Below are 17,598 nucleotides of genomic sequence, written 5' to 3'. Positions count from 1 at the left end.
AATTTGGCATCCTGTTGACAAACTAACACAAAAAGGAGTTGTTATACTGTCAATACAAGCAAAACTAAACGAAACAAAATTCACATTTTAATAGTAAAATTCATGGCAAATATTGGAAAAGCAGTAAAACTTGGAGTATTTACTCTTGCGATTATGAATGTTACGGCAGTCGTCTCACTCCGCGGACTGCCGGCCGAGGCTGTATATGGGCTGAGTTCAGCCTTTTATTATCTGTTTGCAGCAATCGTGTTCTTAATTCCGACCTCGTTGGTGGCCGCCGAGTTGGCCGCCATGTTTCAGGATAAACAAGGTGGGGTGTTCCGATGGGTAGGAGAAGCCTATGGCAAGAAATGGGGCTTTCTAGCTATCTGGGTACAGTGGATTGAAAGTACGATCTGGTATCCGACCGTGTTGACTTTCGGAGCTGTTTCCATTGCGTTTATCGGAATGGACGATGCGCATGACATGACGCTGGCATCAAACAAAATGTACACACTGGTCGTTGTCTTGATTATTTACTGGCTTGCAACTTTCATCTCTTTGAAAGGGTTGAGCTGGGTAGGCAAAGTGGCTAAAGTAGGCGGTATCGTCGGAACGATCATTCCTGCTGCCTTGTTGATTATCTTAGGTGTCGTATACCTGGTTTCAGGCGGTCATTCCAATATGGACTTCCACAGCAATTTCTTCCCCGACTTTACGAAATTCGATAATCTGGTGCTTGCATCCAGCATCTTCCTTTTTTATGCCGGTATGGAAATGGGCGGTATTCACGTAAAAGATGTGCAGAACCCTTCCGTCAATTACCCGAAAGCTGTGTTCATCGGTGCGTTGATTACCGTGTTGATCTTCGTGTTGGGGACATTCGCCTTGGGTATCATTATCCCGCAGAAAGATATTAACCTGACACAGAGTCTGCTGGTCGGTTTTGATAACTATTTCAAATTTATTCATGCTTCCTGGTTGTCGCCCGTTATCGCCGTTGCGTTGGCTTTCGGTGTGTTGGCTGGTGTATTGACATGGGTTGCCGGTCCGTCAAAAGGTATCTTTGCCGTCGGTAAAGCCGGTTATCTGCCTCCGTTCTTCCAGAAAACAAACAAATTGGGCGTACAGAAAAATATTCTGCTGGTTCAGGGCCTGGCTGTGACATTCCTGAGCCTGTTGTTCGTGGTTATGCCTTCTGTACAGAGCTTCTATCAGATTCTGTCACAGTTGACGGTTATCCTTTATCTGATTATGTATATGCTGATGTTTTCCGGTGCGATCGCATTGCGTTACCGGATGAAGAAAGCTGGTCGTCCGTTCCGTATCGGCAAGAGTGGCAACGGCCTGATGTGGTTTATCGGCGGTCTTGGTTTCTGCGGTTCATTGCTCGCTTTCATTTTGAGCTTTATCCCGCCCAGCCAGATTTCTACGGGCAACAATACCGTTTGGTTTGCCGTATTGATTATCGGTGCTATCGTGGTGGTAGCCGCTCCGTTTATCATCTACGCTGCCAAAAAAACGTCTTGGGTAAACCCGAACACGCAATTCGAACCGTTCCATTGGGAAGTCGACAAGCAAGTGCAGGAAACTGCTGCAACCGTTACAAGTACTACTTCTGCAACAACCACCTCCGCTGCTAAAGCACCGGACAACAGTACTGCGACCGGTACATCCTCTTCCGGAACATCGGGCAAAGCGTAGTTTATCCCTAAACGATGGTTTATCGGTGTGAAATTAAATAATGACGTCTCGTCTCATAAGGGGGCTGTCTAACAATAAAAGTTAGATGGCCCCTTTTTTGTTTGTAAATAATTATTGATAATCACGAGGAAAAATAGCGAGTCATGGCCTGCGAAAAGATTCTGTGATAATGATTAGTATCAGTGGCACAATACAACATTCTACTTTTGTTATCAAAATTCCATAGTAAAACATTTTATTTTACGAAAAATAACTATATTTGCGAAGTCGTTAAGATGAATTTTTGTGGAATATGTGTGTGATGAGCGATCATTTTGTTTGTGATATGATTTTTCTTCTATACATATGCGAAATAGAACGGCAATCGATTTGACGATTGTAAACTCTTGCTCAATATGAGAAATGCTTATTTTTTTGTTTTTTCGTAAAAGCCATTAAATTATTATGACTACAAACGCAAAGTGGGTTAAGATGTGTGTATTAGCCGCACTATTTGGCAGTGTTGGAACAGGAAACATTTGGGGAGATACATTTCCTTCCATACAATCAGTTCAACAGAGCAATAAAGTCACAGGTCTTGTCAGTGATGATATGGGACCCGTCGCTGGAGCTTCTATTTCCGTTAAAGGAACATCAAATGGGACAATATCAGATGCTGACGGAAAGTTTGAACTAAATAATTTGAAAAAAGGAACGACTCTCGTTATTTCTTTTGTCGGATTGGAGACACAGGAAATAGTTTGGGATGGTCAAAGTGTTCTAAATGTAAATTTAAAAAGCGACACTTAAAAATTGGATGAAGTCGTAGTTGTTGCCTACGGTACAGCAAAAAAATCCTCTTTCACCGGATCAGCCAGTGTCGTAAAATCCGAACAGTTGGAGAAGATATCCGGTTCCGGATTTGTCGAAGCTCTACAAGGTATGAGTGCTGGTGTCAGTGTCGTAAACAATGAAGGAACTCCGGGATCCGATTCTCGTATCCAAATACGTGGTATAAGCTCCATGTCAGGTAATACCACTCCGCTATATGTAGTAGATGGTATGCCATATGACGGGACGCTTAACTCCATCAATCCTTCCGACATCGAATCCATGACTGTGTTAAAAGATGCTGCCGCTTCTTCTTTGTACGGTTCGCGTGCGGCTAACGGTGTTGTGGTAATCACGACTAAGAAAGGTAAAACAGGAAAACCGACCGTCAACTTCCGTGGAGCATGGGGTACTTCCGATCTGGCTGTCCCACATCCGGAAAAAGCCGATCCATACCAACAATTAATGAACGTATGGCAATCACTTTATAACGATCAATATTATAAATATGGTAAAAGCGCACAAGAAGCCGGAGACTACGCTTCGCAAAATGTTATTTCCCGGCATGTCTTACCTCGTATCAATTCTAAAGGGGAGACCGTTTACGTGACACCGTTCAAGAGCATGCCTGCAGATCAGTATGTCTTACATGATGGAAATGGAAACTGTTATACAAACCCCGCTTTGGAAATGGTTTGGGATAAAAGCGATTGGGATTGGTATGACATCGTTTTCTCCAAGAAACTCCGTCAGGACTATGGAATCGATCTAAGCGGTTCCAGCCAGGATGGTAAAACGCAATATTATACATCTCTGGGCTATCTGGACGATAAAGGATATGCAAATGAAGACTATTATAAACGCTATTCATTCCGCGCCAGTGTAACATCTGATGTAAACAAATGGTTGTCGATGGGTGGTAACTTGGCTTACAGCTATGCCCGCCAGAGCAGTCATGGATACAATCGTGCCTTGGTATTCTCCAACACATTGAACTCTCCTTATCTTCGCAATGCCGACAATACGGACTGGGAATATTCGCAGAAGACAGGCGACCGTATCTACGACTATGGTACAAACAATGCCAACTTCTTCGGTGCGCATGTCCTGAACAAAGGCGATTATTGGAACAACCCTAACGATGAAGATTTCAACAGCAACGAGTTCTCGACCATATCTGCCAAATATTTTGCAGAAATCAAGCTCCCGTTCGATCTGAAATTCCGCACAGCTGCCAATATCGACGACAATACGCAAAACATCTATGGTTATGGTTCGGCCATCCACGGTGGCGACCAGTTGGCTCCTTATGGCGTCACGGTTAAGACAAACGGAGGTTCGGCAACTCGCGAATCCTACAAAACGACCTCACTGACATGGAACAACCTGTTGACTTGGGACCGGGCATTCGGCGACCATTCTGTCAATGCCATGATCGGACACGAGTATTACCATTACAACCAGCAATACACGTATGCCTATGGCGAAGGTATCATGCAGATGAATCAATATGAACTGTCATCCACGACAATGAACTGGGACAACAGCTCCAATCGTATACGTTATGCTTTGCTTTCATTCTTCGGAAAGGCCGATTATAATTATGCCAACCGCTATTATCTTTCTGCTTCATTCCGTCGTGACGGCTCTTCCCGTTTCAGCAAAACAAGCCGTTGGGGTAACTTTTTCTCGGTCGGCGGTTCATGGCGCATTTCGAAAGAAGCTTTCATGGAATCGACTAAAGATTGGTTAGATAACTTGGCTCTGCGTGCCAGTTACGGTACTTCTGGTAACGACAAACTGTACGCTCGTAATGGAGACGGATCGACTGGTGACGAAATTTGGTATGCTTACCAATCTTATTATGCATCCGATAACCTGTATGGAATGCCGGGATATAAACCTTCCACAATCGGAACACCCGGACTGAAGTGGGAAAAGAACAAGCAGTTCAACGTTGCAGTTGACTTTAGTTTTTGGAACCGCCTGAGCGGTACGCTCGAATATTATACCCGTAATTCGGCTGATTTGCTTTACTACAAAGATCTGCCGCTCTCAGCCCAGGTAGGCGATGCGACAGGTATTAATACGAACCTCGGAAACGTACGCAATGAAGGATTCGAATTGACCTTGAACGCTACGGCGATCCGTACGAAAGAATTCCAGTGGAACATTGATTTCAACTTCTCTACACTGAAAAACCAAGTGACTTACCTCCCGGGCGGAGCCTATACTTATTCGAATCGTGTAGCCGGCTATCGTTTGGAAGAAGGCAAATCCTTGTATGAATTCTATATGCCTAAGAATGCCGGTGTAAATCCGGAAAACGGTAACATGCGTTACTGGGTTCGTGACGGAAGCGGTTGGAAAACAACTGAAAATTTCTCTGATGTAACAACTGACGACTATCAGTGGTGCGGTACTTCCATACCGAAAGCATTCGGTTCCATCACCAATAATTTCAAGTGGAAAGACTTCGATCTGTCAATGATGTGGTATGCCTCTTTCGGTGCTAAAATGTATGACTATGTATATCTGGAAAACACAACCGTCCGTAACGGTGTCGGCGTGATCCAGGATCTTGTGGAAGGTAAAGTATGGATGAAGCCGGGTGACAACGCCGTATTCCCACGCTGGTCTGCCGACGATTATTCAAGTACTCGTAAAGCAACCGACTTCTATCTGTTCAACAATAACTATTATCGTCTGAGAAACCTGACTGTCGGTTATACTGTTCCTCGTGCCATTACGAATAAGCTGCATCTTTCTTTTGCTCGTATCTATCTGAGCGGAGATAACTTGTTTACATTCGGACCGGCAGCCAACCGTCATAACGATCCGGAAACAGGTTTGATCGGTAACAACTACAACGGTAATGCCAACACCGATAACGGCGTACAGAGTGCAAGACGTGTATTCATGGGTGGTATTCAAGTTTCATTTTAATTAAACAGATTCGAATATGAAAAAGATAAATAAAACAATCGCAATACTCTCTTTGGGCCTATTCACTACGGGTTTTTGCGGATGCAACGATGAACTGGCAACGGAAGATGCACAAAAAGTTTCTTCAGAAACCGTTCTTTCCAGCACAACAGGGCTGAACATGGTGCTCAACTCCACTTACAAGTGCCTGCTGCTGGGCGATAACGGTTCCGGTAGCCAAAATGATGCTTGTTATGCAGGATTGGCCGGACTGCCGATGCACTACGATTTGGGAGGAGCAGACATCATGAGTACGACTAACTACGGAGGTTCTCCCGAATCGACCTACAAGTTCTTGTCGGAACGCACGATGGCTTCAGGAAACGCAGACCGTATTTGGACCAACATGTACAAGGTCATCAACCAGTCGAACCAGATCATCGATGCTCTGCCCGATGCGACAGGAAGTGATACGGAAAAGAACGCCATCCGTGGACAAGCTCTTGCCATGCGCGGTATCTCCTATTTTCATTTGATCATGAATTACCAGCAGACCTACGCCATAGCCAAAGACAAACGTGGTGTCATTTTGCGCACTTCTTCTTCAGACGATTCGAACAAGGGTTTCTCTACTGTCCAGCAGTGCTACGACCAAATCGTGTCTGACCTGACAGCAGCTAAAAGTGCATTGTCCAACTACAGCCGTGACGAAAAATGGCGCATTGATGCAGATGTCGTATCCGGCATATTGGCACGTGTCTATCAGGTGATGGGCAATTGGCAAAGTGCTTTGTCCGAAGCTTCATCGGTTTATCAAAAATATGGTACATTGATGTCGAAAGACGAATGGTACAGCGGATTCGACATGCTAATGGCCGACGGATGTGCAGAATTGGTTTGGGGTGTGCAGTTCACGAACTTGAGTAACATCAGTTCCAACACAGAATTCAATTACTGGTATAATCAGGATCCGAGCTATGGTGAAGCCATGCAAGACGGTCCGATCTATAACTTCATCAACCTGTTGGTAGACCAGAAATATGTGGATTTGTTTGACGATACCGACTATCGCGGAACCCGTTGTGACAAAACAAGCGGAGTAACCGACGAGGACGAAAAAGCCGTTATGTTCTGGCACCGCTCAGCCAATGGTGATGCCGAGACCAAGGCTAAATGGGCCTATAACAAGATGAAAACTTACGGTGACGGAGCCGGAGCTAAGCAGGCACACTCCTACGGCATCGACTTCCCGTTGATGCGTGGTTCGGAAATGCTGTTGATCATGGCAGAAGCAGAAGCAAACCTGGGCAACACGACACAGGCTTTGAGCTATCTCAACACATTGCAATCTGCCCGTCAGGCAAAATTGACAACCGATGCAGAAAAAACGGCTTTGTTGAATAAAATCTATATCGAACGTCGTAAAGAATTGCTCGGAGAAGGTGTTGTCGGTATTTATGACCTGCTGCGTCTGCAACAACCATTGGTTCGTTACGGATCAACTGCCGCCAATCCTGCCGGACACTATTCTTGGGGACTGGCACAATTGGACGGCTACAATGGTTCGGATGCGGAACCGAAAGGAACATTGCAATCTAACGACTATCGTTTCATCATGCAAATCCCGCAACTGGAAATAGCCAATAACGATGCTGTTTCTACGGCAGATCAAAACCCGTTCAGTGGGCAATAGAAAAAGCAACCCCGCCCTGGTTAAATTTGAATAGAGGTGTGTTGTTGGCGATAAATTGAGAAGGAATAAGATGGGCGGGGCGCTTTTACATCTCTTTTGAATGATGAAGTACAGTGTATTAGCCGGTGGCAAGCGGAGAAACAGGGCTTGCCACCGGCTGTTACATTTATAGAATTTCAGTTCTCTTTTCCATATTCCCTTCAACGGGAAGCCATCCGCTGGTACTTACATTTTCGAGAGTGATCTCTTTTCCGTTGAAAAGGAGGTCATACTTATATCTCTTCCCTTTTTCCCACTTCGTATCGGCGGGAACTTTATATTTGAATGTCGTTCCGTTGATGATGAAGAGTACTTCCACATCGCCGTCTGTCCGAATGCGTGATGTCGGGATCACCATCAGTTGCTGCGGCTCGCCCGGGATTTCTTTCAGCATGAGTGGTGTGTTCAGTTTCAGGCGGGTGGAAGCATTCGTCCCAGCACATCCTCTGATATTGCCGGTTTTGATATTCATTTTGCCCATAAAACAAAGGGCTGTTCCGCCGGCTTTGTTCCCGATCTGAATCGCGTGGAGCAGGAAGCAACCTTCCGTTTCCGGTGTCATTCGCAATTGGAAGCTTAGGAGTGAAAGCGTATGATTCATGTTGAGCAATGCGACCGGCGAAATTTGGTTGACCGCCCGTTGTCCGCTGGCTTGTATCCCGTACATGTAATCTTTCGTCAGGGAAGCATCCGGCGATATACGGATCGGAATATTCTCCGGATCGAAGTCCACTTGTGATTGATAGGGATAATAGGCATAAACGGTGACCGGTTCCTCGTGCAGATAGATTTCGGGTGATTGGCGCCAGTTCAACCTGTTGCTCACCAGATAGGCTTCAGCCCGTACGTTTTTGTAATCTGTGTTACTATCGTAGATGTTGCCGGTGTTTTCTGCGACGACATGCAACCCGATGACCGATCCGTTTGTAAATTCTTGCATGAAATTAGGAGACTTTGTCGTCAATGCCTTTGTGATTATTCTTAAAGGCTGCTCTTTCATGCCCGAATTTTCAATGAGTCCCGGATCGTAGTCGTTTGTACAACTGAAAATACTGGCCGTTATCATCATAAATAGTAGTAATTTATTCATTCTTTGTGTTATTTTTGTGAAATGATTACAGGTGCAAAGATCAGTCGGTTTGGGAAGGTAGAGGGTGCATTCGGTATAAAACCGCGATGAAATCGTATAAAACCACAGGGTGCAAATTGTCTACAGGCATCAAATTGTCTGCTAATGGTTCAGATCAACTATTTAATGCTTCAATTTGTTTACTTGATACGAGGGATATATTATGTTGGACAAAATTCAGTTTTTATTAAGCTTGCAGATCATAGGATTCTGTATTTTCGGCGGAGTCACCCTGTTGCTCCGGGCCGGTGATAACCGGGCGAAAAAGATATTGGGGTGGGGAATGTTTTTGTGGGCTTTTCTGGCTGTCATAAGGTTGTCTGTCAATCTATACCTACATGAACCGAAAGAGGCTTTCCATCCGGATATTCTGATTATGGGGGCTTTGGTGACGGCAACGCTTGCTTGTTACGTGATTGAAGTCTTGCGCCCCGGTTTTCTTACCTGCAAGCGTTTTTTCCTATTTATCTGTCCGGTTATTTTCGGTGGATTGGCCTACTTGGCTTATCGTCTGTCGGGAGGTGAAATTCATACCTATTATTCGATACGGGAGGTTTTCGAATACTTGAATATGGATGTTTCGCTCCGTATGGCAGTCTTTCTGCTAACTTTGTTTTATATGGCTCTACCTGTTTATTTGATAGTAAGGTACAGTAAAGACTTTAATGTTTTTCTGGCTGAAAATGTGTCTGACCCGGAAGAATATGATTTGGAATGGTTAAGGAAAACCATGATAATTTTAATTGTTCTGTATGGCTTTTATCTTGTCTTGCTGCTGACCAATACACCTTTGATGTATGCGGTCGACAAAACAGTCTTGCTGTTCGTCTGGTATTATTTTTTCTATAAGGCGCTGTTTCTGAAAGTGGTCGTACTGGAACATTCTTTTAAAAACGGATGGGATCTGCCGTATCAGGAAACGGAAGATGGTGATGACGATGATGAACACCGGGTTCTCAGCAAACGCTATGCGGAAGAAGTAAATGCTTGGTTTGAAAGAGAAAAACCGTATCTTCGCGAAGATTTACGCCTGACGGATTTACAACGTATCTTCCCTATCAGCCGTTCTTATCTTTCCCAATTGTTTAACCGGGAGTTGGGACAATCGTTTTCCGATTATGTCAACCAGTTCCGGATCGAGGAAAGCAAGCGCCTGATGGATGCAGAGCCGAATGCCAGCATACAGGATATTGCCGAACGTTCCGGATTCCATTCGATCAGTACGTTCCGGCGGGCTTTCCTGAAATGTACAGGCACGATTCCGTCGGAGTATAAGAATAGCAAATAAACACATAACGATCTTTATTCTACCATGAGCACTGTTCAAACTACTACCGCCAGAGCGCATATTGTCTGGCTGGATGTGCTTCGTCTTGTTGCCATCCTGATGGTGATTGCCATTCATTGCACCGACCCATTTAACGCTTCGCCTGAGTCGCGTGCCGATCCGGAGTTCAATTTCTGGGGCTCTGTTTACGGTTCCATGCTGCGTGCCAGTGTTCCGCTTTTTGTGATGATGACCGGATTTCTTTTGTTGCCGGTCAGGCAGGAGGCTTCCGTCTTTTATAAGAAACGCATTCCACGTGTGTTGTTCCCATTCCTGATCTGGTCTGTCTTGTTCGATCTGGCTCCCTGGTTCATCCAGTGGGTGGGAGGCAGTCCGGAACTGGTGACGGATTTTTTCCCTTGGGAGCCGAACCCTTCTGCCTCGTTCTTAGAGGCGTTGAAGACGATTGCTTTGATCCCTGTAACCTTCACGGTCTATGCGACACCTATGTGGTATATTTATGTGTTGATAGGGCTTTATCTCTATATGCCGGTCTTTTCCGCCTGGGTGGAAAAGGCGTCGGGCAAGGCGAAGCGTATGTTTCTGGCGCTTTGGTTTGTTTCGTTGTTTATTCCTTACCTGACAGAGTTCGTTTCGCATTACCAGTTCGGAACCTGTTCCTGGAATTCATTCGGTTTGTTCTACTATTTTGCCGGTTTCAACGGATATTTGCTGTTAGGGCATTATTTAGGAAAAGGAGCTGACTGGCCGTTCGGCAAGACCTTGTCGGTGACGGTCCCGTTGTTCTTGGTCGGCTATTTCATTACATTAGCCGGTTTTCGCTATATGACATCTGATCCGAATGTGAGCGAGGAAGGGATGGAGCTGTTCTTTACTTATTGTTCGCCTAACGTGTTGTTGATGACGGCAGCCGTTTTCCTGTTGGTTCGGAAAGTACGGGTTACTTCGCCCGCTATTTGCCGTGCCCTTGCCAATTTGACAAAATGTGGTTTTGGCTTGTATTGCGTGCATTATTTCTTTGTCGGTCCTTCCTATATGTTCGCGCAGTGGATCGGGACGCCTATTCCGGCGTTGGTGCCTGTTTCGGCTGTTCTTACCTTTATTTGTTCATGGTCATTTACTTATCTGGTGAGTAAATTGCCGTATGCTAAATACATCATCGGTTGAGGCGCCTTCTTCTTGTCCGGCTGTTTGTGCAAATGATGTTAAATAGACACTTGAGATGAATAATGTATCTGTTTTGCTCTTACTTTTGTGTTGTAAAACATAGTTATGCAATATAAACGCAGGCGTGTTTTGCATGAATCGTTTTAAACAAGAAGAGAGAAACTATGAAGAAGTTTTTTAGAAAATGCCTCAGATGCCTTGAAATATTAGGTGAGTATGGAATGCATAAATATGGTATGAAATAAGAGGTAAATGTGTGTCTGGAAGGTGGTGTGTCGAAAACAGCCTTGTCCCTTTATGTTAAGCATGAGGACAAGTACATTTTGACACACCACCTTCTTTTTTTATACTTCATCCGGCCACGGACAAGCTTTTCCTGTTGCCTTGAAAGACGGGCGTTGGGCATCTACTTTGCGGAGGTGGTTGCCGAGTTCTTTGGAGAGACGTTTGACAATTTCCGGATGGCGGGCACTGAGGTCGTTCTTTTCACCGATGTCATCAGAGATGTTGAACAACTCTTTCTTGCCTGTACCGTAATAGTAAATCAGCTTCCAGTCGCCATTGCGGACAGCACAGTTGAAGTTGATGCCCGGACCGTCGTTTCCCCAGTTGTTAGGCATATTCCAGAAGAGAGATCGCCCTTTGGAGGGATCGCCCGTCCCGGTGAGCAGAGGGACGAAACTGACTCCGTCGATCGGTTGCACCGTCTCGTAGTCCTTTACTCCGGCCATTTCCAGAATAGTCGGGTAGAAATCTTCTATCAGCAGATATTTGTCGCAACGGGTACCGGGTTTGGCTACTCCCGGCCAACTGACGATCATAGGTTCGCGGATGCCTCCTTCGCAAAGGGAACCTTTGCCGCTGTACAGCGGGTAGTTCTGGGTGTATAACGGACCGTCGCGCCATTCGGATGTAGAGGCAAGGCCGCCATTGTCGCTCATGAAAATGATGATCGTATTGTCTGTCTCCCCGTTCTTTTCCAACCAGTCCATCAGATCCCCCAGACTCTTGTCCATCCCTTCGATCAAGGTGGCGTAGGCCGCTTCATGATCCGTCATTCCCTTTTTCTTGTATTTCTCGTAGAAACGCATATCCTTGTTCAGTGGGATATGGATGGCATAGTGGGACATGTAGAGGTAGAACGGCTGGTTGTATTTCTTCGCCTTGTCGAGAGCCTTGATTGCTTCCTGTGTCAAGGCTTCGGTGGCGAAAGTTTCCGTTCCCCAATATTTTTCGAGGCCGGGGATGGACATCAGCGAAGTCGGTTTGCCGTCTTTCGTATGTCCGTAATTCTCTTCCCCCAAGTAGCTCGCCAGACCACCGGCGGCATGACCGGCAATATTGACTTCGAATCCCCAGTGGTGCGGGTCTTCCCCCGGAGTGTCGATCGCACCGAAATGGGCCTTTCCACAATGGATCGTGTGATATCCGCTGTTCTTCAGGAGTTGGACGAAAGAGGTCCCGACGAAGGTGTTGGCGGTTCCCGGAACCTGGCTGATACCGTTGTAGTTCCAGTCCGGCACGTTGAGCAGGCTGTCTTTTCGGTCGGTTGTCTTATCTTTTTGCAGTGTCCAGTTTGTGACACGGTGGCGGGCGGCATTCGTCCCGGTGATCAGGCTACAGCGGGACGGGGAACTGATGCTGCTCGCATACGCCTGGGTGAACATGACTCCCTGGCGGGCAAGACGTTCCATGTTGGGTGTCTCATACACTTCGTTATAATGTGTCTTTTCTGTCCAGAAGGGCAGGGAAGTGTCTTCCCATCCCATATCGTCAACCATAAAAAGGATGATATTCGGCCGTTTGGCAGATTGGTCGGCAGCCTGTGTGTTTCCCGCTTGGAAAGCAGGAAGGATTGCTAAAGGTAATAAAAAACGTTTATCCATCTTTTTGTGTTTTTCGGTTTTTACGCTATTACGCGTCCAGCATTACCAGTTCATACTTCTTGCTTCCTAATCCGATCGTTTCGGCATAATCGACCGTGTGGCGTCCGTGCAGACTCTCGATCCGGTTGATTAGTGGGCGGTTATCATTACCTTCAGTCGGTTTCACGGCATAGACCAGATCGAGGCAAGCTTGGTCCAGGGCAACAGGGTCGGTTGAGGCGAGTATCCCGATATCTTTCATCTCGGCATCGTGTGGGTTGGAATCGCAATCACAGTCGATCGAAAGGTTGTTCATCACGTTGATGTATAAAATCTTGTCGCCAAAATAATCGGCAACGCTTTGTGCCGAAGCGGCCATCGATTCGAGGAAAGCATCCTGTCCGGGCAGGTTGTTCCACATCTCGACCTGATCCGTCGTCTTACCGGCTGTATGGATATATGCTTTCCCTTTGGAGGATGCGACACCGATGGATTGGTTCTTCAGAACCCCGCCGAATCCGCCCATTGCGTGTCCTTTGAAATGGGCCAGGTTGATCATAAAATCATAATTCTTCAGATGTGTACCGACGAGGTTATACTGGAGATGTTTTTTATCTTTCACCGGAAGTTTGAATTCTCCTTCGGAATCCATGATATCAACTTTCGCGATGTCGAAGAAGCCATGGTCTTTAGCGGCCTGTATATGGTCTTCGGTAGTGAAACGCTTTCCGGCGTAGGCTGTGTTGCATTCTACTATTGTTCCGTCTACTTTTTGCACCAAATCCTTGATCAATGACGGTTGCAGGAAATTGTGCCCTCCCGGTTCGCCTGTGCTAATCTTGACTGCGACTCGTCCGGAAGCTTTACGTCCGAGTGCTTCGTATATCTTGACCAAAGCATCGGATGAGATGTTTTTCGTCATCAGAACTTTTGAGGAGCTTGAGCTTGATTCTCCGGCGAGCAACTTGGCCGGCATGATACTACCTTTGAGAGAAGTCGGCAGACTGGAAACGGCCGTCAGGGATGCTAATGTGGTCAGCGAAGATTTCATCCAGGATCTTCTTGTCATTTTCTTTTCCATACAAATCTTCCATTTTAATTATGTTACAAAAATAGGAAGTAATTTTGATTGAGGCGTATATAAATTACGGATAGATTAACCTGTATTACTGATTCCTTTCATTCACCGGCCAATTCATATTTTCGGAAACTGAGGATGTCGTCATTGAATCGTGGATTCAGATAATGACTGTCGCAAATGTATAACCCTTCGGGGCGTACAAACATAATCTGCGGATTGTAGGTATTGTCTGGGAAAAGTGTTTCACCGAGAATACGGAAATCTTTGTCGAGAATAAGGATACTGAAATTCTTGCGGCCGAATTGAATAAGTTCCAGCGGGCGAATATCTTTATCCAAAGTTGAAGGCGGATAGGCGATCCGGTAGTACACTTCCCGGTAAGGATCGTAAAACAGGTTGCTGTACCAAGCGTTTTTACAAAAATCTTCAGGACTAGCAGTCAACTCGTCCGGCAATTGTACATGTTCGAAATATTTGCTCTTGGCCGGAACTTTCTGTATTGAATTGTGTCCGGGAGTGGCTATGTCCGACACCGTTACTCCCTTCTTGTGGAGGGGATATCTTGAATGCCGGTTTTTGTCGTTTCAGGTCATAGAAGTGGATAGTATTGTTTTGGTGGTTCTGGAAAGTGAAATACTCCTTTCCGTCTTTGTCTTTATAGATTGAATAGATGTTGAAATTGTTTTTTGTATCCGTATCAATCGGAAAAGAAAGCACCTCATCTGTTTCTTCCAGATGACAAGTTCCGTTTTTTTTATTTGTTGAACAAGCGACGGATAGGAATAAAAAGAGACATAATAAATGATGTTTTTTCATATTTGTATTAGGATAAGGGGGGGAAGAGGGGGATGTCCCCTCTCCCGTATTTTCTATTCTTTCTTTGCCGGCGGATAGTCGATCGTGTAGTGCAATCCGCGACTTTCCTTGCGCTCCATCGCTTGGCGGGTGATGAGGTAACCGACGTTGATCATGTTACGCAACTCGCACAACTCTTTGGACGCCTTGCAACGCTTGAAGAGGCTTTCCGTCTCTTCGTACAGGATGTCCAGGCGGTTCCAGGCGCGGGTCAGACGTGTGTTGCTGCGGACGATGCCGACGTATGCCTCCATGATCTGGTTCACTTCCTTCATGCTTTGAGTGATCAACACACGTTCTTCGGTGGAGATCATGCCTTCGTCGTTCCATTCGGGAATATCGGTGTTGAAATCGTAGCGCTCGAGGACGCTCAGGATATGTTTGGCTGCTGCATCTGCATATACGACGGCTTCGATCAGTGAGTTGGAAGCCAGGCGGTTTCCACCGTGCAGACCGGTGCAGGAACATTCGCCGATGGCATAGAGACGGCGGATGCTGGACTGTCCGTTCAGGTCGACACTGATACCGCCACACAGATAATGGGCTGCCGGGGCTACCGGGATATAATCCTTCGTGATGTCGATGCCGATGCTGAGGCATTTCTTATAGATATTGGGGAAATGTTTCTTCGTCTCCTCCGGATCTTTATGTGTCACATCCAAGTAAACGTGGTCTTCACCCCGGAGCTTCATTTCGTTGTCGATCGCACGTGCCACGATGTCACGTGGGGCGAGAGACAGACGTTTGTCATATTTCTGCATGAACTCTTTCCCGTCCAACGTACGCAAGACGCCGCCATACCCGCGCATGGCTTCTGTGATCAAGAAACAGGGACGGTCTCCCGGATGGAAGAGGGCGGTCGGGTGGAACTGGATGAACTCCATGTTTTTGACTGCTCCCTTGGCCCGATAGACCATTGCGATACCGTCGCCCGTAGCGATCAACGGGTTGGTCGTGTTGCGATAGACTGCTTCGCAACCGCCTGTAGCCATAACCGTCACTTTGGACAGGAATGTGTCTACTTTGCCGGTGTCTTCGTTCAGCACGTATGCTCCGTAGCATTTGATACCCGGCGTATAGCGGGTGACGATGATGCCCAAGTGGTGCTGCGTGATGATCTCTACCGCAAAATGATGGTTGAATATCGTGATGTTGGGATGTTTCTTGATCGCTTCGATAAGGCTTAATTGGATCTCGGCTCCGGTGTTGTCCTTATGGTGCAGGATGCGGAATTCGGAATGCCCTCCTTCGCGGTGAAGGTCGAACTCGCCGTTCTCCTTCTTGTCGAAGTTCACGCCCCAGTTGATGAGTTCCTTGATTTGGGCCGGTGCACCCCGTACGACCATCTCCACAGCTTCGCGGTCGTTGATCCAGTCGCCGGCAATCATTGTATCTTCAATATGCTTGTCGAAATTATCTACCAGCAGGTTTGTTACCGAAGCAATGCCTCCCTGCGCGAAATAGGTGTTCGCTTCCTCCAACTCTGTCTTGCAGATGATGGCTACTTTCCCTTTATCGGCTACCTTCAATGCGAGGCTCATGCCGGCGATACCGGAACCGATCACTAAGAAATCGAATTGTTGTACCATAGTTTATATCCTTTGTGGCTGACAAAGTTAGGAATTAACTTATTTGGTTGTACATTATAAAGGCTGCTTTCGTGCAAAATAGTCCGCATTACTGATTCTTTGGATATTTTAAACTTCCCGCCGTAAACATCTCAGAATGGAACCCTGTTCTATTGGGGCATTGGATATCCTGCTAATTATTAACACTTAAACGTTTTGAGATATGAAATCTAAAGTTGTATTGAGCGCCCTGGCTTTGCTGTTTGCAGCCGGTGCGATGGCTCAGGATTGTACGTTCTTTTTTCCGCAGACCAAAGGCACGCAGCTTGTAAAAAAAGGCTACGATGCGAAAGGGAACCTGCAAAGTGTGATGACCTATACGGTGGATGAGGTAAAGAACATTCCTTCCGGCCTGGAAGTGGAAGCCGACTATGTGTTCAAAAATAACGCAGGGACGGTTTACGACAAGGGGGACCTGGAGGCTTTTTGCCGGGACGGTGAGTTCTTTATCGAGATGAAGGAGACTTTGTCAAATCCGTCTTTCGTATCGACCGTCCAATCTGATCTGGCTGCTACCGAAGCCGTCATTAACTATCCGAGCGTGTCGAACGCTCCGTCCAATAATGGCGACGATATGTATTTCGATGATGCAACCATTCAGATATATTCGAAGAAGGACCGGAAGAATCGCAAAAACGTGTCTGTCTACGATCGCGAATATGTGACGACCGAACAGGTGGCGACTCCCGCCGGCACGTTCGACTGCACGAAGGTAAAATATAAAATCAAATCCCGCTCCCCGAAGGAAACGATCGAGGACTACGGATATGAATGGTATGCTCCGAATGTGGGCGTCGTGAAGAACGAACAGTATGACAACAACAATCAGTTGCAATACTATACTGTCCTCGAAGTTGTAAAGTAAAGAAAGATATATTCCTTTCTGGAATTGTTTGACCGGTTTAAGTGGATGCGCTGTTACTGAGAAGTTGCAGCGCATTTTCTTTTCCCCGGATCGCCAAAAGAAATAAAATGACTATCTTTCGGCAAAATTCAAGATATGGACAGAGTCTTTAAATCAAAAGTCGGTTGGTGGTATCATTTGGTACTGTTGGTGATGGCGGCAAGCACAGTTTTTGCATTTGTGGGAGGCAAGTCTCCCGTAACGATGATCGTGCTGCTGTTGTTTACATTGGAGTGTATTCACATGCTGTTGTCGACCTGGTATAAAATAACGGCGGATGGTTATCTGATTGCCCATTGCAGCCTCTTCCCGGAAAAACGGATTCCCATTTCGGAGATCAGTGCTGTGGAAGTGACGGTCATGCCCGTTTCGAGTTATGCTTTGTCGCTGGACCGGCTGATTATTTATAAGGGAGACACGCAGTGGCTATTGGTCTCGCCGGTCAACAAGCAGGACTTCGTCAAGCTGCTGAAGAAGCATAATCCCGATATCCGGATAAAGGATCCGGTTATCTAAAACTTAAAACATATT

Annotated in this window: 14 protein-coding genes; 8 read left to right on the top strand and 6 right to left on the bottom strand. The window is 46.2% G+C overall.

Features of this window, described 5'->3' with window-relative positions; genetic code table 11:
- The first annotated feature begins 102 nt into the window (after window positions 1–102).
- The 4 genes from gadC (at window position 103) to BQ9893_RS15125 (ending at window position 7,111) form a co-directional block, all read left to right on the top strand.
- Entirely contained in the window at window positions 103–1,683 is a 1,581-nt protein-coding gene (gadC, locus tag BQ9893_RS15135; protein WP_075966766.1) for a glutamine/gamma-aminobutyrate antiporter GadC, read from the top strand.
- Between the two features lie 444 nt (window positions 1,684–2,127).
- Complete coding sequence (locus BQ9893_RS22215) at window positions 2,128–2,472, top strand: carboxypeptidase-like regulatory domain-containing protein (protein ID WP_244155154.1); 345 nt, start codon at window positions 2,128–2,130, stop codon at window positions 2,470–2,472.
- A gap of 3 nt (window positions 2,473–2,475) precedes the next feature.
- On the top strand, window positions 2,476–5,439 hold the full coding sequence (locus BQ9893_RS15130) for a SusC/RagA family TonB-linked outer membrane protein (RefSeq protein ID WP_244155153.1): 2,964 nt from the start codon (window positions 2,476–2,478) through the stop codon (window positions 5,437–5,439).
- 16 nt (window positions 5,440–5,455) lie between these two features.
- Window positions 5,456–7,111 carry a RagB/SusD family nutrient uptake outer membrane protein gene (locus BQ9893_RS15125; RefSeq protein WP_075966765.1) on the top strand — a complete coding sequence of 552 codons (1,656 nt, stop codon included), beginning with the start codon at window positions 5,456–5,458 and terminating at the stop codon, window positions 7,109–7,111.
- A gap of 166 nt (window positions 7,112–7,277) precedes the next feature.
- Here BQ9893_RS15125 and BQ9893_RS15120 read toward each other — a convergent pair whose 3' ends face one another.
- Window positions 7,278–8,240 carry a fimbrillin family protein gene (locus tag BQ9893_RS15120; RefSeq protein ID WP_075966764.1) on the bottom strand — a complete coding sequence of 321 codons (963 nt, stop codon included), beginning with the start codon at window positions 8,238–8,240 and terminating at the stop codon, window positions 7,278–7,280.
- 202 nt (window positions 8,241–8,442) lie between these two features.
- Here BQ9893_RS15120 and BQ9893_RS15115 point away from each other — a divergent pair, with 202 nt between their 5' ends.
- Window positions 8,443–9,567, top strand: a complete 1,125-nt coding sequence (locus BQ9893_RS15115; RefSeq protein WP_075966763.1) for an AraC family transcriptional regulator — start codon at window positions 8,443–8,445, stop codon at window positions 9,565–9,567.
- Between the two features lie 24 nt (window positions 9,568–9,591).
- Complete coding sequence (locus BQ9893_RS15110; protein ID WP_075966762.1) at window positions 9,592–10,734, top strand: acyltransferase; 1,143 nt, start codon at window positions 9,592–9,594, stop codon at window positions 10,732–10,734.
- Between the two features lie 344 nt (window positions 10,735–11,078).
- Here the strand turns inward: BQ9893_RS15110 and BQ9893_RS15105 are convergent, their stop codons facing one another.
- The 5 genes from BQ9893_RS15105 to nadB all read right to left on the bottom strand — a co-directional run bounded on the left by BQ9893_RS15105 (window position 11,079) and on the right by nadB (window position 16,124).
- Window positions 11,079–12,620 carry a sulfatase gene (locus tag BQ9893_RS15105; RefSeq protein ID WP_075966761.1) on the bottom strand — a complete coding sequence of 514 codons (1,542 nt, stop codon included), beginning with the start codon at window positions 12,618–12,620 and terminating at the stop codon, window positions 11,079–11,081.
- 28 nt (window positions 12,621–12,648) lie between these two features.
- Window positions 12,649–13,680, bottom strand: coding sequence for a DUF362 domain-containing protein (locus tag BQ9893_RS15100; protein ID WP_075966760.1), 1,032 nt, complete (start codon window positions 13,678–13,680; stop codon window positions 12,649–12,651).
- A 98-nt stretch (window positions 13,681–13,778) separates the two neighbouring features.
- The gene (locus BQ9893_RS22210; protein WP_244155152.1) at window positions 13,779–14,213 is read right to left on the bottom strand and encodes a DUF4221 family protein; all 435 of its coding nucleotides are present in this window, start codon (window positions 14,211–14,213) and stop codon (window positions 13,779–13,781) included.
- Window positions 14,113–14,496, bottom strand: a complete 384-nt coding sequence (locus BQ9893_RS22205) for a DUF4221 family protein (RefSeq protein WP_244155151.1) — start codon at window positions 14,494–14,496, stop codon at window positions 14,113–14,115. The genes BQ9893_RS22210 and BQ9893_RS22205 overlap by 101 nt, the downstream gene beginning before the upstream one ends.
- Before the next feature lie 53 nt (window positions 14,497–14,549).
- Window positions 14,550–16,124: an L-aspartate oxidase gene (gene nadB, locus BQ9893_RS15090; protein ID WP_075966759.1), complete on the bottom strand. Its 1,575-nt coding sequence runs from the start codon at window positions 16,122–16,124 to the stop codon at window positions 14,550–14,552.
- 202 nt (window positions 16,125–16,326) lie between these two features.
- On the opposite strand from nadB, the gene BQ9893_RS15085 reads away from it, so the two are divergent.
- Both BQ9893_RS15085 and BQ9893_RS15080 read left to right on the top strand, forming a co-directional pair.
- A complete protein-coding gene (locus BQ9893_RS15085; RefSeq protein WP_075966758.1) occupies window positions 16,327–17,028 on the top strand; it encodes a TapB family protein in 702 nt (233 codons plus the stop codon).
- Between the two features lie 135 nt (window positions 17,029–17,163).
- The gene (locus tag BQ9893_RS15080) at window positions 17,164–17,583 is read left to right on the top strand and encodes a PH domain-containing protein (RefSeq protein ID WP_075966757.1); all 420 of its coding nucleotides are present in this window, start codon (window positions 17,164–17,166) and stop codon (window positions 17,581–17,583) included.
- The last annotated feature ends 15 nt before the right edge of the window (window positions 17,584–17,598 follow it).

This window comes from Parabacteroides massiliensis (assembly GCF_900155425.1).
Lineage (GTDB): Bacteria > Bacteroidota > Bacteroidia > Bacteroidales > Tannerellaceae > Parabacteroides > Parabacteroides massiliensis.
This window is presented reverse-complemented; position numbering and strand designations above follow the sequence as displayed.